The organism is Marinobacter sp. es.042, assembly GCF_900188315.1.
GTDB lineage: Bacteria > Pseudomonadota > Gammaproteobacteria > Pseudomonadales > Oleiphilaceae > Marinobacter.
Map to the genome: position 1 here is coordinate 1217608 of NZ_LT897781.1, position 18920 is coordinate 1236527.

The following is an 18920-nucleotide window of genomic DNA, read 5'->3' on the forward strand; positions in this document are numbered from 1 at the left end:
TGTCCCGACTTGCATAACCAAAAGGATACCGTATTTGAAGAATCAAACAAACGTTTGTTTGAAATTCGCCCTGTCCTTTGGCATTGTAAGAGCACACTGAAACATGGTGTGTTTTGAGTCGAAATCTAGTATCGTCTCATTGCCGTCCCCGGTCAATACCGGGGAATTGGCTGAAAGTTCAGTCCTGGCGCGTCGTTTGAGGCTATTGATTCTGCCGAGTGTTGGCTCCATCATTAGTGCGCATTGAATTTCGGCAGGCTCTGCGTGAGGACTGCAAGTCATAAACCCATCGTAGAAGAACGAGGAATCTATGAAGGTTCTGGTCGCTGTAAAACGAGTAATCGACTACAACGTAAAGGTGCGCGTTAAGCCGGACAACACCGGTGTTGACCTCGCCAACGTCAAGATGGCAATGAACCCGTTCTGCGAAATCGCGGTTGAAGAAGCCGTTCGCCTGAAAGAGAAGGGTGTTGCCAGTGAAATCGTGGTGGTATCCATTGGCCCGAAAGCCTCCCAGGAGCAGATTCGTACTGCGCTGGCGCTGGGTGCTGACCGTGGTATCCACGTCGAAACGGACGAGGAGGTTCAGTCTCTCGAAGCGGCCAAGCTGCTCAAGGCTGTTGTTGAGAAAGAAGAGCCGAAGCTGGTCATTCTTGGCAAGCAGTCCATCGATTCCGATAACAACCAGACCGGCCAGATGCTGGCCGCACTGACCGGCATGGGTCAGGGCACTTTCGCTTCCGAAGTGGTTGTTGAGGGCGACAAGGTTAACGTAACCCGCGAGGTAGACGGTGGTCTGATGACCGTTGCTCTGAACCTGCCTGCGGTTGTCACTACCGACCTGCGTCTGAACGAGCCGCGCTACGCTTCTCTGCCGAACATCATGAAGGCGAAGAAGAAGCCGCTGGACAACATGAGCCCGGCCGATCTGGGTGTCGACATCGCTCCGCGCCTTTCCACCCTGAAGGTTGAAGCGCCTGCTTCCCGTCAGGCGGGTGTGAAAGTGGCCGACGTTGCCGAGCTGGTCGATAAACTGAAGAACGAAGCGAAGGTGATCTAAATGAGCATCCTTGTAATTGCTGAACATGACAACAGCAGCCTGAAACAGGCTACCCTGAATGTTGTAGCGGCTGCCAAGGCCATCGGCGGAGACATCGACGTACTGGTTGCCGGTGAAAACTGTGGTGCCGTTGCTGAAGCAGCTGCCAAGGCCGAAGGCGTGAACAAGGTATTGGTTGCCGACAACGCCGCTTATGGTCACTTCCTGGGCGAAAACCTGGGTGAGCTGGTTGCCGAACTGGGCAAAGGCTACAGCCACATCCTGGCCGCCGCTGGTACCGTGGGTAAAGATTTCATGCCGCGTGTTGCCGCACTGCTGGATGTTGCGCAGGTATCCGACATCATGCGTGTGGAGTCCGAAGACACCTTCGTTCGCCCGATCTACGCCGGTAACGCCATTGCCACTGTAAAATCCAGTGACAGCATCAAAGTCGTTACTGTTCGTCCGACCGCTTTCGATCCGGTTGCCGCTGAAGGTGGCTCCGCTTCTGTCGAGCAGTTGGACGTCGTGAAAGACGCTGGCCTGTCCCAGTTCGTCAGCGAAGAGCTGGCCAAGTCTGACCGTCCTGAGCTGGCAAGCGCCGGTATCGTTGTTTCCGGTGGTCGCGGCATGCAGAACGGCGACAACTTCAAGATGCTGGAGCAGGTAGCCGATCTGATGGGTGCTGCGGTTGGCGCATCCCGTGCGGCTGTCGATGCCGGTTTCGTGCCGAACGACATGCAGGTCGGCCAGACCGGTAAGATTGTTGCTCCGCAGCTGTACATCGCTGTGGGTATTTCCGGTGCCATCCAGCATCTGGCCGGTATGTCCGATTCCAAGGTGATCGTTGCGATCAACAAGGATGAAGAAGCGCCGATCTTCCAGGTTGCTGATTATGGTCTGGTAGCGGACCTGTTCGAAGCCGTTCCGCAGCTTGAAGAAGATCTGAAGAAAGTTCTGTAACTTTCTGCCAAGCTTGAGAAAAGGCACCTTCGGGTGCCTTTTTCTTTTGGGTGAAGCCAGAATACCTGCCATGATATCTGACCCCCACGGTTGAACCGGATATACAAGCCATGACCACAATGCCGTTTGATGCCTTAGCCTGCCCACTGGACGGCTGCCCACTGGCGCCCAGCGAAAAGACCTGGCGTTGCGAGAACGGACACAGCTTCGACGTTGCCCGGCAGGGCTACGTGCATCTGTTACCCGTTCAAAAGAAACGTTCCCTGGACCCGGGTGATAGCAAGGAAATGGTCGCAGCCAGACAACGGTTTCTGAATGCAGGGTTCTACACAAAGATCGCCGAGGCTGTGAGCAATCAGGTATTGCAGTGGCTTCCGAGCGAGGGCACTGGATCGATTCTGGACGCAGGCTCTGGCGAAGGTTATTACCTTAGACACCTCGCGAGCTTGGCTGGCGCCAGAGATATCTCCATGATCGGCGTCGACATCTCCAAGTGGGCGGTTCTGGCCGCGGCCAAACAGGACAAACAGACCCGGTGGGTGGTTGGCAGCAATGCCAACCTGCCAATAATGCCGGAATCCGTGGATCTCGTGCTTTGCCTGTTCGGTTTTCCGGTTTACAGCGAATTCGCTAGGGTGCTGAAGCCCGGCGGGAAGGTGATACAGGTGGATGCCGGTGCAGACCACCTTCGGGAACTGCGTGAAATCATTTACCCCGAACTGAAACCACCCGCAGACACTGAGATGGTAAATCCCGAGGGCTTCCGGACCCTGGATTCGACCGTGCTAAGGTTCCCGCTGAGTCTTCCGGACGAGGACAGCATCGCCGATCTCCTGGCCATGACACCCCATCTTTATCGGGCCAACTCGGAGGGCCTTGAGAAGGCTGCTTCGCTCAAATCACTGGTGGTGACAGTCGACGTGGGTCTGAAACGCCTGGAAAGGCGCTAACCCCCAAATTTCATTGACCGTCGTCGGAACCCTGAGCCTTGCCGCGCTTGCGGGAAGCGAGCCGCTTTTCTGCTTTCCCGATGATCAGGGTATCGGCGAGGATGTGCAGGGCCTTGTTGGTCGTGCGCACGGTTTTGTAGATCTGTTGGCTCTTCTGGTCATGGGTGGCCCGGGCTTTACGGGCAGTCTGTCGGAACTCCTCATCCTTCGAGAACAGATCAATCAGCCCGAAAGTCGTGTTCGAGATTGCCTTGTGCAGCTTTTCTACGGCGCTCGCGCCACCCGAAACCGAGTCTTCCAGCAACCGCGCCCGGTTCCGGACCTCAAGAAGATCCATTCTGCTTTTCTGGATGGCACTGTGCGCTGACACACGATGGGAATTGAGAATCCGTGCTTCCCGTCGACAGAGCAGCAGCTGCCAGTAGGCGATGCAGAATCCGCCAAAGGCCAATAGCAGCAACAATACGATTGCGGCCAGGTTCATGATGGGGCCCTCCAGTCACACATTGCGATCATCGATACTCAATCTGCATATCCACGTCGATTTCGCGCTCTGTCATCTCTTCCTCAAGTTCTTTCATCACTTCCTGGTACACCATTTTGCGAACCATCACGGGGAGTTTGTCGGCAAGCACTCGGGCAGAGCGTGACTCCCTCTTGGCCAGTGCAATCGGATCCAGCACCCGAAGCGTAATAACCAGCTCCGGTTCCTGCTCGGAATCTGCGATGTCGTCGTTCTCCATCATTCGGGCGATCACTTTGCGCTGTTCAAGAACCTGCCAGCAGACAAAGCCGCTGAACAGGACAAGCAGGATGCTCAAGACTGTTAAAAAGGTGATCAATTCGAACCTCCGGAAATCGTTTCTTGCTGTGCCTGCCAGTGTGCCCCAAGCAGTATGACAAACGATTGGCCGTGAAGACGGATTTACCGGTGCTGCCGGGAAAGTAGAACGAGCGCTCAAAACTGTTAACATTGGTTGCAGTTGTTCAATGAGCTACGCAGAATCAACGGGTTAAGGCCGACTATTCATACCAACAGAGGATTGTTCATGGTTTGGTTCAAGGCGTTTGCAAGTGGTTTTCTCGCAACCCTGGTGTTTCATCAGGGCCTGTTCGCACTTTTCTGGCTCGGGGGCATCGTGCCCGCAGCGCCCTTCAACCTGTCACCGGTGCCGCCGCTGGGTGTGCCCCAAGTTGTGTCACTGGCCTTCTTTGGTGGCCTTTGGGGGATGTTGTTGTGGCTGATCCTTGGGCGCCTGGCAGGGATGAAGTTCTGGCTGGGGCATGTCATTGTAGGGGCTGTAGGTCCCACGGCAGTCGCCATGCTGGTGGTATTCCCCCTGAAAGGGCTAGATGTCTCAGCTCAGACCTGGGTGGGCGGCTTGCTCCTTAACGGTTTCTGGGGCCTGGGTGTTGCCGTATTCATGCGTCTGATGGGCGAGAAAGCGGTTGCCGGGCTCCGCTGAAATACCGTTGATTCGTTATCAATTTCTGTTGTCATCACTGTTTACTAAGGAAGAGCAATGACCAAATCCGCAGAAACAGCCCATGATCTGGTGGTGTTCGGTGCCACCAGCTTCGTCGGCCAGATTCTTACCCGTTACTTGCTCGAGACCTACGGTGTAGGCCAATCGGTAAAATGGGCGATTGCCGGACGCTCCGAGAGCAAGCTCAACACGCTGAAGAGCAGCCTTGGCGACAAAGCTGGGGATCTGCCGGTGATTCTTGCCGATGCCGCCGACGACGCAGCCCTCAAGTCCATGTGTGAGCAGACCCGCGTGATTATATCCACGGTTGGCCCCTATGCGCTTTACGGCGAGCCGCTGGTCAAGGCTTGCGTACAGACTGGCACGGACTACTGCGATCTCACCGGCGAAGTTCAATGGATTCGCAAGATGGTGGAGCGTTACGAGGCGGAGGCGAAAACCTCCGGAGCGCGCATTGTTCACTGTTGCGGTTTCGACTCGATTCCCTCTGACATGGGCGTCTGGTTCCTGCAGAATCAGGCGGAGCAGACTTTCGGAATGCCTTGCCAGGATGTCCGCATGCGGGTCAAGACCGCCAAGGGCGAGTTCTCGGGCGGTACGGTAGCCTCCATGATGAATGTGGCGAAGGAAGCGGCGGCGGATCCGAAGCTGCGCAAGGAGCTGGCCAACCCGTTTTCCATCTGCCCGCCAGAACATCGCTCCAAGACCCGGCAGCCCAGCCTCAAGGGCGCCGAGTTTGATAAGACGTTCAACGCCTGGCTTGCTCCCTTCGTGATGGGCGCCATCAATACACGGGTGGTTCATCGCTCCAATGCCATGCAGAACGCGCGGTACGGCAAGGAATTTACCTACGATGAAGCCATGATGACCGGTCGTGGCACCAAGGGCCGGCTGGCTGCTTATGCGATCACCGGCGGCCTGGCGGCGTTCTTTACCGCCTCGGCCATCAAACCGACTCGCTGGCTGGTGGAGAAGTTTGTCCCTCAGCCGGGCGAGGGCCCAAGCCCTGAAGCCCAGAAAGCCGGGTTTTATGATCTGCGCTTTGTTGGTCGCACCGCGGACGGCAAGACCATCATCACCAAAGTGACCGGGGATCAGGATCCGGGCTACGGTTCCACGGGCAAGATGTTGGGCGAAGCGGGCATGTGCCTGGCGTTCGATATTCCGGCGGATCGGCCAGGCGGATTCTGGACACCGTCTTCTCTGCTGGATGGCAAGCTGATGGACAGGCTTACCAGCAAGGCGGGATTGACGTTTGAGGTTCTCGAAACCCGCTAACCACTCAGGTAGATCACACGGTCGGCGCCCGGAAGGGCAGCCGACCCGTGTGCAAGACTGACCACGGTTTTCCCTTCCAGAAGCGATTCCATCCGTTTTGCTATCCTCGACCGGGTCTCGGCATCCAGGCCAGTGAAAGGCTCATCCAATATGACCAGGGGAGCTGGATTCAGTAACACCCGCGCCAGCGCCACTCTTCGTGCCTCGCCGCCTGAAAGCCTGCTTCCGGCGCTGCCCAGCCAGGTATCGAGTTGATCCGGTTCGGTAGCGAAGCGCTCAGCCAGTTCCATCTGCTCCAGCATGCTCCAGAGTTCCGTATCCGAAGCCTCCGGAGATCCCAGTAACAGGTTGGCCCGCAACGTGTCTTCAAACAACACGGTTTTCTGGGTCAGGTAAACGCAATCCCTCCGCGCCAGGCTTCCCTGAGCAACCGGCAAAAGACCGGCTAGCACATCGGCGAGTGAAGATTTTCCGCTGCCGGAGTGGCCCAGAATACCGATGCGTTTGCCATCCTCAATCTCAAGATTGAAGCGCGTGAACAGCGGCGCGTAACCGGCGTGCTTCACCGCAATGTTGTCTGCAAGAAGGGCAGTTTTCGGCGGCAATTCTTGCTTTTCGTTTATAGCCTGCCGTTCCTCTTCGCGGCAATCGCGGTTCAGACGCGCCGCGGAAGCGATGGTTGCTCCAAGCTTGCCAAAGGCATCAGGCAGCATGGCATAGACCTCAGCCAGCCCGAGAAGAGCGATGGGCAGTAAAACCAGCACAGGCCCGGATAGCGTGCCCGCCTGGAACAAGGCAAAGCCCGCCCAGAGCGCCAGGACTGCGGAGAGGTTTACCAGCAGATGGGTTCCGGCCAGATGCCAGCCCACACGGGTGTCCGTTTTTGCCTGCTCTGAGGTTACCTGATGGGCCTGGCGCATAAGCCAGGCAGCATGTTTGCCAGTGCGACCGGCAGCAGTAAGTTCCGAGAAACCTTCAATATGTTCGATGACCGCCGTTCGCAATTCTTCCTGCCGGTCGCTTTGCCGGGCCGCGAGTTGCCAGGTTCTGAGGTAAACACCAACTGTCGCGACCGCCAGAGCAATCACAAGCAGCAGTGCCACCAGTACAGCGGTTCCAACATCAAATAGAATGGCTGCCAGCACCAACACCAGGACGGTTACCAGGCCAGCCAGAGCCGTAGGTGCGATCAAACGAAGGTACAGGGTATCAAGGGCATCGACATCGCTGGTCAGGCGCGAGAGCCACTGGGCGCCACTCAGCTCTCCCCGGCGTACGCGCGTGGCGCGGGACAGCCGAGAGAACAGGTTCACGCGGATATCTGTAAGCAGTCTCAGAACCGTATCGTGGTTATACACCCGTTCCAGATACCGGAACACCGTTCGCGAAACGGCGAAAAACCGGATAGCGCCACCGGGTACGTAAAGGTTGATGGTGGCCGCCACTCCGGCAGCCAGGAGCAATCCCACCAGCGCCGTTTTGGTAAGGAACCAGCCAGACACGGCCAACAGCGCAATGCCGGAGAGCAGGGTGGCGAGAATCAGAAAACCACCTACCACCAAGCGTCCGGGCCGATTTAAGATCAGCTCCAGCCACGGTTTCAGCTCACGCATCGCGAACCTCCCCGCCGGAGACCAGCAGAACCCGGTTTGCCAGTGTCAGCAAGGCCTGGTGATGGGTGGAGAAGATCAGGGTTTTGCCGGCTACCGCCAGTTTGTGCAGAGCCTCCAGCACAAACACCTCACTGTCGCTGTCGAGGCCCGCGGTAGGTTCATCCAGCAGAATCAGGTCATAATCCGCCAGGAAAATACGTGCCAGGCTCAGCCGCCGTGCCTGGCCGCCGGAGAGTCCCTGACCCTCCTCGGATATCGGGCTGTAGATACCCTGTTGGCGGCTATCCAGCAGGGATCCAAGGCCGACGTTGCGCAGGGCGGTTTCAATGGCAATATCGGAGGCGTCCGGCGTAGTCAGCCTGAGGTTATCGGCCCAGGTACCCTGAACCAGGAAGCCTTTCTGCCCCAGCCAACCGAACCGGAAACTTCCCGCTGATTCGCCAAACAGGTGGAGCTCACCGGTATCCGGTGCCATAAAACCCGCCAGCAGATGCAGCAGGGTTGACTTGCCGCCGCCCGAGGGCCCGGTCAGGGCAATCACTTCGCCTTTTTGAATCGTCAGCGAGAGATCCTGAATAACGGGCTGATCCGACCGAAAGCGTTTACTGACGGACCGCAACTCGATGCGATCATCCACGCCCGCCACCGGGTTGCTATCCGTAGACGTGTCGAAGTGCGCTGGCGAACCAAGCCGTTCAAGAATTTCTGTGCCCGCGCCCATGGCCGCTGCGCGATCGTGATAATGCTGTGACAGCGTCCGTAAGGGCTGGAAGAACTCCGGGGCCAGCAACAGAATCAGAAGCCCGGAAAATAGCGTGAGATCTTCGGACGGGCCATAGGTGATGTAGCCCAGCAAACCAAAACCGATGTAAATGGCGATAACGGCAATGGCCACTGAAGCAAAGAACTCCAGGACCGCCGACGACAGAAACGCAATCCGCAGCGTTTTCATGGTAACGCGCCGATAGTGATCGGACCGTTTGCGAATGAGTTCTGCAGCACCCGTCGTCTGGCCAAACAACTGCAGGGTGGTTAGGCCGCGCACCTTGTCCAGAAACTGTCCGGAGAGCCGGCTGATGGTCTCGAAGTGCTGCTGGTTTAGCTTTTCCGCGCCCATGCCCACCAGCGCCATGAACAGCGGAATCAGCGGTGCAGACAACAGCAGGAAAATACCTGCCAGCCAGTCCAGCCAGAACACGAGAACGAGGATCAGCAGCGGCACGATCATCGACAGCGTCATTTGCGGCAGAAAACGGGCGAAATAACCGTGCAGTGCTTCCACGTGGTCAATCCATTCCCGGGCAAGGGTGCCTGCCGAGGATTGGCCCAGCTCTACCGGGCCGGTAGCCTGCCAGTGTTTGTGGAGCTGACGCCTGGCATCCCGCCGCACCTGTTCGCTGCAACGGGCTGCAAAACGCGTCTGAAAGCCCTGGCCAAGGGCCCGAACCACCAGTGCGAGAATCAGCGCGAGGAAGAGGGGGGTGAGGTCCGCAATCGGGACCTCGTCAATCACGCCCAGATGAATGATCCGGGCCAACAACACCATCTGGATGATGGTGGCTATGCCGGCCACTGTGCCCGCAGCAACAGTACTGCGGATCCAGAGGCGATTGCCGAGGGCAAGCTGCGCGAGCCAGCCTTTGACGGCTTTCTGGTCAGTGGCGGAGGAGTCTCCCCCGCCATCATTGGCCAGTGGCTCCACCATTCAGTGGTATCCCTCGCCGGCTCGGACCTTGCCCCGGAAGACCCAGTAGGTCCACGCGGTATAGGCCAACACGATCGGGATTACGAACAGCAGGCCCAACAGCAGGAACAGCTGGGATTCGTAGGCAGACGCGGCGTCCCAGAGGGTGTATTCCGGCGGAACCACATACGGCCAGCGGCTGACCACCAGGCCAAGGTAGGTGGTTATGAACAGCCCCATGGTGGCGACGAACGGCATGCCGTCCCGGCGATCACGCACTGAACGATAAATCTGGATAGCGCACAGCAGTGTAAGAACCGGCAGAATCCAGATAATGCTCAGGTTAGAGAACCAGCGCTCACGGACCATTTCGTCCACGAACGGTGTCCAGACTCCAATGATGCCAAAGACAACCAGCACCGCCAGCAGCAGAGGCACGGTGATCTTGTAGGCCCACTGCTGCAGATAACCCTCGGTCTTCATGATCAGCCAGGTGGAGCCGAGCAGGGCATAGCCAGCCAGCATGCCCAGGCCCGTCAGTACCGTGAACGGCGTGAGCCAATCCAGTGCACCGCCCACGTAAACCCCGTTTGCGGTCTCAAAACCCTGGATATAGGCGCCAACCACAGCGCCCTGAGCGAAAGAGGCGACGGTAGAACCGCCTGCAAACGCCCAGTTCCACAGATAACGCGAGGTGCGGGCCTTGAACCGGAACTCGAACGCCACGCCCCGGAAGATCAGCCCGGCCAGCAGCAGGAACACACCAATGTACAGCGCCGGCAGGAAGATGGAATACACCATCGGGAAGGCAGCAAGAAGGCCGGCACCACCGAGCACCAACCAGGTTTCGTTACCGTCCCACACCGGTGCCACCGAGTTCATCATGGTGTCCCGGGCTTCCTCATTCGGGGCGAAAGGAAAGAGAATTCCGACGCCCAGATCGAAGCCGTCCATCAACACATACATGATGATGCCGAAGCCAATAATGAATGCCCAGATAAGAGGCAGATCAAACAGTTCCATAATCAGTGACCTCCCTGGCTGGCCGGTTTACCGTGATGCTGGTCTTCATCAATCTCAAAAGGCACGTGTGCGGCAGAGAACGGACGTTTCGGCCGTTCGGCCTCGTGCTCGTCTTCATCCTGGTCTTCGAGACCGACATAAAGCACGCGCATCAGGTAATACACGCCGGCAGAGAACACCAGGGCGTACACCACGACATAGCCGATAAGTGTGAACAGAGCCATACCACCGGTCAGTGACGGGGTCAGGGCCTCGGCCTGGGTCATCTGGCCATACACCAGCCAGGGCGCCCGACCTACCTCGGTCACAAACCAGCCGGTCAGCACAGCAAAGAAAGGCGCAATGCTCATAAAGCGCATGCCCTGCAGGAACCAGTTGGTGCGCCAGTATCTACCGCCGGCACGCAGAACCAGTCCAGTAAGCGCGAAGGCGATCATCAGCAAGCCAATGCCCACCATGATGCGGAACGACCAAAACACGATTACGACGGGTGGCTGCTCTTCAACCGGCACCGCGCTTACGCCCGGTACTTCACCGTCCCATTCGTGGGTGAGGATGAAACTGGCAAGACTCGGAATGCCAATCTCGAACAGGTTACGCTGGTTTTCCTGATCGGGAATGGCAAACAGCAGCAACGGCACATTGCGGGAGGTTTCCCAGTTACCTTCCATGGCCGCTACTTTGGTCGGCTGGTGCTCCAGAGTGTTCAGGCCATGGAAATCCCCCAGGACTGCCTGTGCAGGGGCAATGAACAGCAACAGCCAAAGACACATGGACAACGCTTTCTTGTTCGCCTCAACCTCGCGGCCGCGCAGCAGGTACCAGGCGCTTACACCGGCCACCACAAAGCCACCGGTCAGGAAGGAGGCCAGTGCCATGTGGGCGAAGCGGTAGGGGAAAGAGGGATTGAAGAGCGCCTCGCTCCAGGAAGTGACGTAGAACACGCCGTCGCGAAGTTCGGTGCCGGCCGGAGTCTGCATCCAGCTGTTGGCCGAGAGAATCCAGAACGACGAAATAAAGGTGCCGGTGGCAACCATGATAGCGGCAAACAGGTGAACACCAGCGGGCACCTTGTCGCGACCAAACAGGAGCACCCCGAGGAACGCCGCTTCCAGGAAGAACGCGGTCACCACCTCGTAACTGAGAACAGGGCCCAAGAAGTTGGCGGAAGCCTGGGCGAAGTTACTCCAGTTGGTTCCGAACTGGAACGACATCACGATGCCCGAGACCACCCCCATGCCGAACACCACGGCAAACACCTTGGTCCAGAAGGCAGAGAGCTTCACCCATGACGGATTACCTGTTTTGAAGGCCAGGCCCTCGAGTACCGCAATGTAAGAAGCGAGGCCGATGGTAAACACCGGAAAAATGGCGTGAAATGACACCACGAACGCGAACTGGATTCGCGATAGAATTAGGGGATCAAGTTCCATGGGAACCCTCCGGTAACGATCACATCATAACAAACGGGCCCAGCGAACCCGTTCAGCCGCTGCCTTAGCTCTGATTGTTATATTGTTATTACCGGCAGATGGTTACTATGCTACTAAATAAAGTAGCACTTTCGATAGGGCCGATTGTCGCACCCTTGATTTAAAACAATTATGGTGATGCCGATGAGCTTTTACGAAGACAGAATACTGCCTCACATCATAGACCGGGCTTGCTCAATGGGCCAGGTGATGAAACTTCGTAGCCAGGTGGTTCCCCATGCCAAAGGTGTCGTCCTGGAGGTGGGCATGGGCTCCGCCATCAACATGGAATTCTACAACGCCCACAACGTCGATATGGTGTACGGCCTGGAGCCCTCAGAAGGCATGCGTAGAAAGGCCCTGCCAAACCTTGCCAAAACTCCAATAAAGGTAGAATGGCTGGATCTGCCCGGGGAGAAAATCCCTCTGGACGACAACTCCGTGGACACCGTTCTGCTGACCTTCACGCTGTGCACGATCCCCGACTGGAACGCCGCTCTTCAACAGATGCGCCGAGTCCTCAAACCCGGCGGTGAACTCCTGTTCCTGGAACACGGCGAATCGCCCCACGATGACACGAGAAAATGGCAAAACCGCATCACCCCGGGCTGGAAAAAGCTGGCCGGCGGCTGCCACCTGAACCGACACATCGCAGACCTGATCCGTCACGCCGGCTTTGAAATTCAGGAACTGGAAAACCTTTACATCCCCAAGGCACCGAAAATCGCGGGATACATTTATAAGGGCAGGGCGATCAACCCGCTAGAGACCAGCCCGGCAGCCTGATAGTGCGGGCAGAATCCGAATTGCGTTACCCCACGCAGACTTATACAATTCTGCCCGTCAAAACCTTCCCCGAATGCTCCGGTGGTGAAATTGGTAGACACAAGAGACTTAAAATCTCTCGACCGTTAGGTCGTGCCGGTTCGATTCCGGCCCGGAGCACCACCTTTGTAACCTTCCGAAGCGCGCCGGTAATCAGTGCTCTTCCAGTCTCAGATAGTTATCGTTTCCGAGGTTCTTAAACGAGAAAAGCCAACCCGGGGGCTGGCCTCACTGACACCAAATGGCGATCATTGCATTTTTTTTCGACGCGCCACGACGAGACCTGAGAGTCCAAGTCCCAACAGAGCAAGGGTGCCGGGTTCAGGAACACTCTTTGCCTCACCTTTCCAGATAACGCCTGTCGCGTAGTTTTCACTATTGGTTACATAAAAGTTGAGTCTCCCATCGCCTGCAATAAGAGGGGACCCGCCCAACAGATCTACGACGTCGATAACCTTCGTCCACGGAGAGCTGATGTTGTAGTCTTCAGAGTCAAAGATCGTTTGGCCTTTGCTTTTGATTATCAGATCGTCATCGTAGGAGACAAACAATGAGTGGATGATCGCGTCTGTGCCAGTTTTGTTGAGGTCTTCCTCCCAAATCCTGTAACCCGCGTTATCGACCCACCAGCTAGCCTGATCCTGTATCCAGTCTGCCCCATCAAGAGCTGTGCCGGTAGGATCGACATAGGTTCCGACTGTTTGCCCAGAAAGAGTACATCCAACGCATTCGTCCCCGAGGCTGGACATGAAAGGAATTGCGTGTGCAATGGCGGATGTAAAGCTGAGTACAGCTGTTGCTGCTATTAGGCTCAGTGTCTTCATATGCTTTCCCTTAGTTCTCCGGTGAATTATTCCTTTTGCCAGACGGAAGCGAATTACGCTTCAGTGGCGCCTTAACCAAGCATTTATTACGCCGACAAGAAAATAACTATGGAAAACATATAGATGGAAAAACCTTTTTCATTTAGAGCAAAGCGCCATCTCAAATACGTAAAGAATTCCGACACTCCCTCAGTTTGTGGGGATTTTGGTCCCAATAAAGCAATGACAGAGAACCAGTCAATTGACCTGATTCTCCAGGTCTGAAAGCAAGTGATCGAAGCTCTTACGCCTGCCGTAAGCTTTAACTCAATGTTTTCCGCACGAGGAGACGGAACGCCATGGCCGAAGTTGAAGCTATCGGTAAGCAAATCGCAGATTATGTGAACGATCCCATCGAGAAAGCCAAGAGGCTGATAGTAACGCCAGTGGGGCAGGCCAGAATGATTGTGTGTACGGCATCACCCGGCCAGGGTGCCTCGTCGGCGATTGAAGCGGCAAACAGTCTGCTTTCGGACGATGATCAGATAGCGCTGGTCGAAGATGTCAGTGAACTGACAGATCCTGCGCAGGTGGTTTCCATCATCAATGATGGTGGTATCGAGACCGAAAAGGGGTTCCATGTGGCTTTCAGTCTTTCTGACGAGACGATTGCAAGGCAGGTGGAGAAAGAGCTCGACCTCAAGGTTTTTACGGGGCAATAGCCCCGTCTGTTGGATAGGCGGCCATTTGGCCCCTGCCACTATTTTTTCGACATTGCTTCAAGCATTTTGTTAACCGCTTCCAGGTGCTCCGGCTCGTTGTGGCACATGCCCTGGAAATTGGCGCACACATCCAGAAAATCCTTCAGCTCCATCCTCGGTGCCATTTTCATCAGGCGTTTGGTGAGGCGAGTGGCTTTCGGTGGCTGGCTGGCCATGCGGCTTGCCATGGCATTAGCGGCGTTCATCAGTTCGTCCGCTGGCACCACCTCCAGAACAATGCCCAGCTCCTTTGCCTCGGTAGCATCTATTACCCGCCCGGTGAGCGTTAGCTCGAAGGCGCGCTGGTAACCGATCAGGCGCTGCATGAACCAGGCGCCACCATCACCCGGTATGATTCCGAGGTTAAGAAAGGTTTCGCCGAACTTTGCGCTTTCCGAGGCAATGCGGATATCCGCCATGTTGGCTAAATCGAAGCCGGCGCCGATGGCGGGACCGTTGACCGCGGCGATAATGGGCACCTCCACATTCTGCAGGGCCAGGGGAATGCGCTGGATGCCTTTACGGTAACGGTCGGCGCATTCGGCCACGTCACCGGCAAAATCGCCACCGCGGTTGGCCATGTCCCGGATGTTGCCGCCGGCGCTGAACGCAGAGCCCGCGCCGGTGATCACCAGTACCGACACGTCTTCGCACTGGTTCACCCATTCCGCGGTGGTCACGATGTCGTCGATCAGGTTTGAGCCGGTCAGCGCATTGCGCAGGTCGTGACGGTTCAGAGTAAGCGTGGCGACGCGGTTTTCGAGGGTTAACAGGGCATCGGTGAGCTTGGGTACGGTGGTCATTGTTGCGGTTCCTTGTTTTTGATCAGCGCGTATCTTCGCGCGCGGGAACCGGGTTAATCAACTGCCACCCGCGCTTTTCGGTACCGGCTTACTTCCGTCCAGCCGTGCACCGCAAGGGCGGAGAATACAATAACACCGCCTACCAGGCTGAGCTTTGGCGGTACTTCGCCGAGGAAGAGCCAAACAAGGAAAGACCCGAACACGGTTTCCAGAAGCAGCATCAGGCTGACTTCCGCCGCCGGAATATAGCGGGGGCCAATCTGGATCAGGATGCACGCGGTGGGCAGGAACACCAGGCAGAGCAGGGCAATAAAGAAGAAATCACGGGCCGAGGGCATCTGCGCACCCCCAAGCAATGCCGCCACACCTGCCAGCACCAGCGCGCCGAACATGAGCATCACGCTCATATCGCTATCGGGTTTGGAGCGCGCTACGTTGAGGTTGGAGGCCAGGGCAGTGGCGGCAACCACGGCCATCAGCAGGCCCAGTGGGTCGCCCTTGCCGAATTCGCCCACGGCCATGAAGGTGGCGCCGGTGACGCACACCAGAATGACCACCCAGGTGCGAAGAGGCAACGTCTCTTTCCAGACCGCCCAGGCAATCACGGCCGCGATGACCGGCGCGGTGTTCAGGATGACCAGCACATTGCCCGCAGCTGTGTTCTTCATGCCGACCACAAACCCGAGTGTACTGATGGCAAAGGCACCGGCACAGAACAGGCCTTTACGGCCGCATTTTCGAATTTCAGGCACCAGCCGGGAACGGTATCGCGCCCAGCTGATCACAAAAAAACTGATCGCCAGTAACAGGCCGCGCCAGAACAGAAAGACCACAGGATCCACAGAGGTGATTTTCACCAGCAACGCATCGGGCACGATAAACAGCACGCCCAGAGCTGAGATGGTCAGTCCTTTGATTCTCGTAGTCTGCAACGTGGCTTCGCCTGTTCCGGTGTGGTGGTTCGGTTAATTTATGGGTTGTCCTGTTCCGGCAGCGGCTGGATGCTCTTTGAAAACTGAGCATCCTACAAAAGTCGCTTCGACAGTATAGACGCAGTCAGCAATACTCTGGGTAAGTTTCCAGAATGCCCGGTGCAGCAACGATTCAAATGGAGTGTCCACATGACTGAACAAACACAAGAACTGGTGCACAAGTACAGCGAAAATGGCATTACCACGCTTACACTGAACCAGCCGGAGAAGAAAAACAGCCTTTCCATGGCCATGCTTGAGGCGTTGTCTGAGGAGTTGGAGATCATCGCCTCCGATTCGGAAACGCGGGTTGTCGTCCTTGCGGCGCATGGCAACGTGTTTTGTGCCGGACATGACCTCCGGGAAGTGCGTGAGCAGTTTGATAGCCATGAATTCCAGCTGGCGCTGTTTAACCAGTGCAGCAAGGTGATGCAGCAGATCGTGAACCTGCCCAGGCCAGTGATTGCGCGGGTTGCAGGTGTTGCGACCGCCGCCGGCTGCCAGCTGGTGGCCAGCTGCGACCTGGCCGTGGCGGCCGATACCGCCCGGTTTGCGACGCCTGGCGTGAATATCGGGCTGTTCTGTTCCACGCCGATGGTGGCGCTGTCCCGGAATGTGTCACGCAAGCACGCCATGGAAATGCTGCTGACCGGTGAGATGATTGGTGCCGTGAAGGCCGAGCGCATCGGACTGGTCAATCAGATTGTTGATGAGCAGCACCTTGACGAAATGGTTTACAAGCTGGCGCGTACCATTGCCGACAAGTCCGGCCATACTCTGAAGATTGGTAAGGAAGCCTTCTACCGGCAACTGGAAATGCCGCTGGAGGACGCTTATGAGTACACCTCAAAGGTGATGGCAGACAACATGATGGCGAACGATGCCCAGGAAGGTATCTGCGCATTTCTGGAGAAGCGTAAGCCAGAGTGGCAGGACAGCTGAACCGGTTGCTGAGACATTGCCCGGCCTAGTTTGCCGGGCAATTGACGTTTCCGATGGCAAGCCGGTCGCCCGTTCCGATTCCATGTTCCAGGAAAAAGCCGGCGTTCATCTCCACGGCCTCGATGAATGGCACACCGGCCGGGTAGGTGGGGCAACCGGAGCCGCTGGCCAAGGGGCAGGGCACCATCTTGCGAATGCTGCCAATCTCGCCATCCTCGTTCAGGTAGGCGATGTCGAGGGGAATCAGGGTCTTGTACATCCAGAACCCGTGGCTGGCTGATCTCAGCTCGCGGTATTTAAACAGCATTCCGGCATCGGCTGCTATGGATGTACGGCCCATCAGTCCTTTCTGGCGTTGCTCGGAAGTGCTGGCAACCTCCAGTGTCACTGGCACCACGCCCGACGCAGACACAAAGCAGGCCTCGACAACCGGCAGGCCGTCCTGAGGCGCTGCAATGCCTGAGGAACAGCCGTAGAGCAATAGGCTGGCTGCAAGGAGGGCCCAGATTCCAGCCCCCCGAACAGGGCTTGACGCGAAGGTCACGAGCGCAACCGGTAGCCGGTCTTGAAAATCCACCAGATGCCGACCATGCAGGCCGTGAGGAACACGAGGGTCATCCCCACACTGATGGCAATATGAACGTCAGACACGCCGTAAAACGCCCAACGGAAACCGCTGATCAGGTAAACCACCGGATTGAACAGGCTCACCGTCTGCCAGACCTCTGGCAGCATGTCGATTGAATAGAAGGTACCGCCAAGGAAAACCAGCGGTGTGACAATCATCATCGGCACGATCTGGAGTTTTTCGAATCCGTCGGCCCAGATGCCGATAATGAAACCGAACAGGCTGAAGGTCACCGAGGTAAGCACCAGGAAGGAGAGCATCCAGAAGGGGTGCAGTACGTCGTAGTCCACGAAGAACTTGGCGGTCGCCAGGATGATAAGCCCAAGGATGATGGACTTGGTAGCAGCAGCACCGACATAGCCCAGCACCACTTCCACATAGGAGACCGGTGCAGAGAGCACTTCATATATCGTGCCCGAGAACTTGGGCATGTAGATCCCGAAGGAGGCGTTGGAAATGCTCTGCATCAGCAGCGACAGCATCACCAGGCCGGGGATGATGTAAGCGCCGTAGGCGATGTTGTCGATGTCGCCCATCCGCGAGCCGATGGCTGAGCCGAACACCACGAAATACAGGCAGGTGGAGATAACCGGCGAGAGCACACTTTGCATCACAGTGCGCTTCATGCGGGCCATTTCAAAATTGTAGATTGCGCGGATACCGTACAGGTTCATGCATTTCTCCAGAATAGCCAGCAGTTTTATTCGTGCACCAGGCCGACAAAAATCTCTTCAAGGGAGCTTTCCCGGGTTTGAAGGTCTCGGTATTCGATACCGAGATCGCCAAGCGTGCGGAGCAAGCGGGTTACCCCTGCCTGCTCTCGCTGGGAATCGAAGGTGTATATCAGCTCGTAACCATCCTCTGACAGCTCTATCGGCTCCAAAGTAAGTTCACCGGGCACCTTGTCCAGTTTGTGCTGCAGCTGCAGTCGCAACTCTTTCTTGCCCAGCTTGGTCATCAACTGGGCCTTGTCCTCGACCAGAATGATCTCGCCACCGCGAATGACACCGATGCGATCCGCCATTTCCTCGGCTTCTTCGATGTAGTGGGTGGTGAGGATGATGGTCACGCCATGTTCCCGAAGTTTGCGCACCATTTCCCACATGTCCCGGCGCAGCTCAACGTCGACGCCGGCCGTGGGCTCATCCAGGAACAGTATCTGGGGCTCATGGGAGAGCGCCTTGGCAATCATCAGGCGGCGCTTCATGCCACCGGAGAGAGACATGATCCGGTTGTTGCGCTTGTCCCAGAGAGAAAGATCTTTCAGGACTTTCTCGATGTGCGCAGGTTTCGGCGCCTTGCCGAATAGCCCACGACTGAAGGAAACGGCATTCCAGACAGTCTCGAATGAATCGGTGTTGAGTTCCTGAGGCACCAGGCCGATGGTCTCGCGGGCCTTGCGGTAATCTTTGACAATGTCGTAACCGGCGGCCGTTACCTGTCCGGAGGAGGCATTGACGATACCGCAGATGATACTGATGAGCGTGGTCTTGCCGGCGCCATTGGGGCCGAGGAGGGCGAAGATCTCGCCACGGCGGATGTCCAGGTTAATGTCTTTCAGGGCCTGAAAACCGTCGCCATATACCTTGCTCAGGTGCTTAACGGAAATATCCGGCTGCACGGGCGTGTCCTGTGGTCAGAATGGGTCGAATTGAAGGCGCAGTATTTTCTCATGAGT

Annotated in this window: 20 protein-coding genes and 1 tRNA gene; 9 read left to right on the top strand and 12 right to left on the bottom strand. The window is 56.8% G+C overall.

Annotated features, from left to right (window positions below):
- The first annotated feature begins 310 nt into the window (after positions 1–310).
- The 3 genes from CFB02_RS05780 to CFB02_RS05790 all read left to right on the top strand — a co-directional run bounded on the left by CFB02_RS05780 (position 311) and on the right by CFB02_RS05790 (position 2952).
- The gene (locus CFB02_RS05780) at positions 311–1060 is read left to right on the top strand and encodes an electron transfer flavoprotein subunit beta/FixA family protein (RefSeq protein ID WP_008171627.1); all 750 of its coding nucleotides are present in this window, start codon (positions 311–313) and stop codon (positions 1058–1060) included.
- Positions 1061–2002 (top strand): electron transfer flavoprotein subunit alpha/FixB family protein, encoded by a 942-nt coding sequence (locus CFB02_RS05785; protein WP_088557256.1) that lies wholly within the window; start codon positions 1061–1063, stop codon positions 2000–2002.
- Between the two features lie 110 nt (positions 2003–2112).
- On the top strand, positions 2113–2952 hold the full coding sequence (locus tag CFB02_RS05790) for a putative RNA methyltransferase (protein WP_088557257.1): 840 nt from the start codon (positions 2113–2115) through the stop codon (positions 2950–2952).
- Positions 2953–2962: 10 nt separating this feature from the next.
- On the opposite strand, the gene CFB02_RS05795 is transcribed toward CFB02_RS05790, so the two are convergent.
- Together CFB02_RS05795 and CFB02_RS05800 are read right to left on the bottom strand one after the other, a co-directional pair.
- Positions 2963–3436, bottom strand: coding sequence for a hypothetical protein (locus CFB02_RS05795; RefSeq protein ID WP_088557258.1), 474 nt, complete (start codon positions 3434–3436; stop codon positions 2963–2965).
- 28 nt (positions 3437–3464) lie between these two features.
- Positions 3465–3794, bottom strand: a complete 330-nt coding sequence (locus CFB02_RS05800) for a hypothetical protein (protein ID WP_041645222.1) — start codon at positions 3792–3794, stop codon at positions 3465–3467.
- A gap of 207 nt (positions 3795–4001) precedes the next feature.
- Here CFB02_RS05800 and CFB02_RS05805 point away from each other — a divergent pair, with 207 nt between their 5' ends.
- Positions 4002–4418 carry a hypothetical protein gene (locus tag CFB02_RS05805; RefSeq protein WP_088557259.1) on the top strand — a complete coding sequence of 139 codons (417 nt, stop codon included), beginning with the start codon at positions 4002–4004 and terminating at the stop codon, positions 4416–4418.
- 57 nt (positions 4419–4475) lie between these two features.
- A complete protein-coding gene (locus CFB02_RS05810; protein ID WP_088557260.1) occupies positions 4476–5717 on the top strand; it encodes a saccharopine dehydrogenase family protein in 1242 nt (413 codons plus the stop codon).
- On the opposite strand, the gene cydC is transcribed toward CFB02_RS05810, so the two are convergent.
- From cydC to CFB02_RS05830, 4 genes are read right to left on the bottom strand one after another with little or no spacing between them, the layout of a single operon-like run.
- Positions 5714–7330, bottom strand: a complete 1617-nt coding sequence (cydC, locus tag CFB02_RS05815; RefSeq protein ID WP_088557261.1) for a thiol reductant ABC exporter subunit CydC — start codon at positions 7328–7330, stop codon at positions 5714–5716. The genes CFB02_RS05810 and cydC overlap by 4 nt on opposite strands.
- The gene (cydD, locus tag CFB02_RS05820; protein WP_088557262.1) at positions 7323–9035 is read right to left on the bottom strand and encodes a thiol reductant ABC exporter subunit CydD; all 1713 of its coding nucleotides are present in this window, start codon (positions 9033–9035) and stop codon (positions 7323–7325) included. The genes cydC and cydD overlap by 8 nt, the downstream gene beginning before the upstream one ends.
- Positions 9036–10037 (bottom strand): cytochrome d ubiquinol oxidase subunit II, encoded by a 1002-nt coding sequence (gene cydB / locus CFB02_RS05825; RefSeq protein ID WP_088556576.1) that lies wholly within the window; start codon positions 10035–10037, stop codon positions 9036–9038.
- A 2-nt stretch (positions 10038–10039) separates the two neighbouring features.
- The gene (locus CFB02_RS05830) at positions 10040–11470 is read right to left on the bottom strand and encodes a cytochrome ubiquinol oxidase subunit I (protein WP_088557263.1); all 1431 of its coding nucleotides are present in this window, start codon (positions 11468–11470) and stop codon (positions 10040–10042) included.
- Between the two features lie 183 nt (positions 11471–11653).
- Here CFB02_RS05830 and CFB02_RS05835 point away from each other — a divergent pair, with 183 nt between their 5' ends.
- A complete protein-coding gene (locus CFB02_RS05835) occupies positions 11654–12295 on the top strand; it encodes a class I SAM-dependent methyltransferase (RefSeq protein ID WP_088557264.1) in 642 nt (213 codons plus the stop codon).
- Positions 12296–12370: 75 nt separating this feature from the next.
- Positions 12371–12457: transfer RNA gene (locus CFB02_RS05840), tRNA-Leu, on the top strand.
- A 125-nt stretch (positions 12458–12582) separates the two neighbouring features.
- On the opposite strand, the gene CFB02_RS05845 is transcribed toward CFB02_RS05840, so the two are convergent.
- Positions 12583–13158 (bottom strand): PEP-CTERM sorting domain-containing protein, encoded by a 576-nt coding sequence (locus CFB02_RS05845; protein ID WP_088557265.1) that lies wholly within the window; start codon positions 13156–13158, stop codon positions 12583–12585.
- 338 nt (positions 13159–13496) lie between these two features.
- Between CFB02_RS05845 and CFB02_RS05850 the strand changes: the two genes are divergently transcribed.
- Positions 13497–13859, top strand: coding sequence for a hypothetical protein (locus CFB02_RS05850; protein ID WP_088557266.1), 363 nt, complete (start codon positions 13497–13499; stop codon positions 13857–13859).
- A gap of 38 nt (positions 13860–13897) precedes the next feature.
- On the opposite strand, the gene CFB02_RS05855 is transcribed toward CFB02_RS05850, so the two are convergent.
- On the bottom strand, positions 13898–14701 hold the full coding sequence (locus CFB02_RS05855; protein WP_088557267.1) for an enoyl-CoA hydratase-related protein: 804 nt from the start codon (positions 14699–14701) through the stop codon (positions 13898–13900).
- A gap of 53 nt (positions 14702–14754) precedes the next feature.
- Positions 14755–15633: a DMT family transporter gene (locus CFB02_RS05860; protein WP_088557268.1), complete on the bottom strand. Its 879-nt coding sequence runs from the start codon at positions 15631–15633 to the stop codon at positions 14755–14757.
- Between the two features lie 189 nt (positions 15634–15822).
- Between CFB02_RS05860 and CFB02_RS05865 the strand changes: the two genes are divergently transcribed.
- A complete protein-coding gene (locus CFB02_RS05865) occupies positions 15823–16614 on the top strand; it encodes an enoyl-CoA hydratase (RefSeq protein ID WP_088557269.1) in 792 nt (263 codons plus the stop codon).
- 25 nt (positions 16615–16639) lie between these two features.
- Here CFB02_RS05865 and CFB02_RS05870 read toward each other — a convergent pair whose 3' ends face one another.
- From CFB02_RS05870 to CFB02_RS05880, 3 genes are read right to left on the bottom strand one after another with little or no spacing between them, the layout of a single operon-like run.
- The gene (locus tag CFB02_RS05870; protein ID WP_227519334.1) at positions 16640–17158 is read right to left on the bottom strand and encodes a DUF192 domain-containing protein; all 519 of its coding nucleotides are present in this window, start codon (positions 17156–17158) and stop codon (positions 16640–16642) included.
- A complete protein-coding gene (locus CFB02_RS05875; protein ID WP_008171593.1) occupies positions 17155–17916 on the bottom strand; it encodes an ABC transporter permease in 762 nt (253 codons plus the stop codon). Before CFB02_RS05875 ends, CFB02_RS05870 begins: the two co-directional genes overlap by 4 nt.
- 26 nt (positions 17917–17942) lie before the next feature.
- Positions 17943–18863 carry an ABC transporter ATP-binding protein gene (locus CFB02_RS05880; RefSeq protein ID WP_008171591.1) on the bottom strand — a complete coding sequence of 307 codons (921 nt, stop codon included), beginning with the start codon at positions 18861–18863 and terminating at the stop codon, positions 17943–17945.
- Between the last annotated feature and the right edge of the window lie 57 nt (positions 18864–18920).

Excerpts from the sequence above, each read along its gene's own strand:
- CFB02_RS05830 (WP_088557263.1), bottom strand. The coding sequence starts at position 11,470 with ATGGAACTTGATCCCCTAATTCTATCGCGAATCCAGTTCGCGTTCGTG.
- CFB02_RS05865 (WP_088557269.1), top strand. The coding sequence starts at position 15,823 with ATGACTGAACAAACACAAGAACTGGTGCACAAGTACAGCGAAAATGGC.
- CFB02_RS05780 (WP_008171627.1), top strand. The coding sequence starts at position 311 with ATGAAGGTTCTGGTCGCTGTAAAACGAGTAATCGACTACAACGTAAAG.
- CFB02_RS05805 (WP_088557259.1), top strand. The coding sequence starts at position 4,002 with ATGGTTTGGTTCAAGGCGTTTGCAAGTGGTTTTCTCGCAACCCTGGTG.
- CFB02_RS05795 (WP_088557258.1), bottom strand. The coding sequence starts at position 3,436 with ATGAACCTGGCCGCAATCGTATTGTTGCTGCTATTGGCCTTTGGCGGA.
- cydD (WP_088557262.1), bottom strand. The coding sequence starts at position 9,035 with ATGGTGGAGCCACTGGCCAATGATGGCGGGGGAGACTCCTCCGCCACT.
- CFB02_RS05855 (WP_088557267.1), bottom strand. The coding sequence starts at position 14,701 with ATGACCACCGTACCCAAGCTCACCGATGCCCTGTTAACCCTCGAAAAC.
- CFB02_RS05785 (WP_088557256.1), top strand. The coding sequence starts at position 1,061 with ATGAGCATCCTTGTAATTGCTGAACATGACAACAGCAGCCTGAAACAG.
- CFB02_RS05810 (WP_088557260.1), top strand. The coding sequence starts at position 4,476 with ATGACCAAATCCGCAGAAACAGCCCATGATCTGGTGGTGTTCGGTGCC.
- CFB02_RS05845 (WP_088557265.1), bottom strand. The coding sequence starts at position 13,158 with ATGAAGACACTGAGCCTAATAGCAGCAACAGCTGTACTCAGCTTTACA.
- cydC (WP_088557261.1), bottom strand. The coding sequence starts at position 7,330 with ATGCGTGAGCTGAAACCGTGGCTGGAGCTGATCTTAAATCGGCCCGGA.
- CFB02_RS05790 (WP_088557257.1), top strand. The coding sequence starts at position 2,113 with ATGACCACAATGCCGTTTGATGCCTTAGCCTGCCCACTGGACGGCTGC.
- cydB (WP_088556576.1), bottom strand. The coding sequence starts at position 10,037 with ATGGAACTGTTTGATCTGCCTCTTATCTGGGCATTCATTATTGGCTTC.
- CFB02_RS05835 (WP_088557264.1), top strand. The coding sequence starts at position 11,654 with ATGAGCTTTTACGAAGACAGAATACTGCCTCACATCATAGACCGGGCT.
- CFB02_RS05875 (WP_008171593.1), bottom strand. The coding sequence starts at position 17,916 with ATGAACCTGTACGGTATCCGCGCAATCTACAATTTTGAAATGGCCCGC.
- CFB02_RS05850 (WP_088557266.1), top strand. The coding sequence starts at position 13,497 with ATGGCCGAAGTTGAAGCTATCGGTAAGCAAATCGCAGATTATGTGAAC.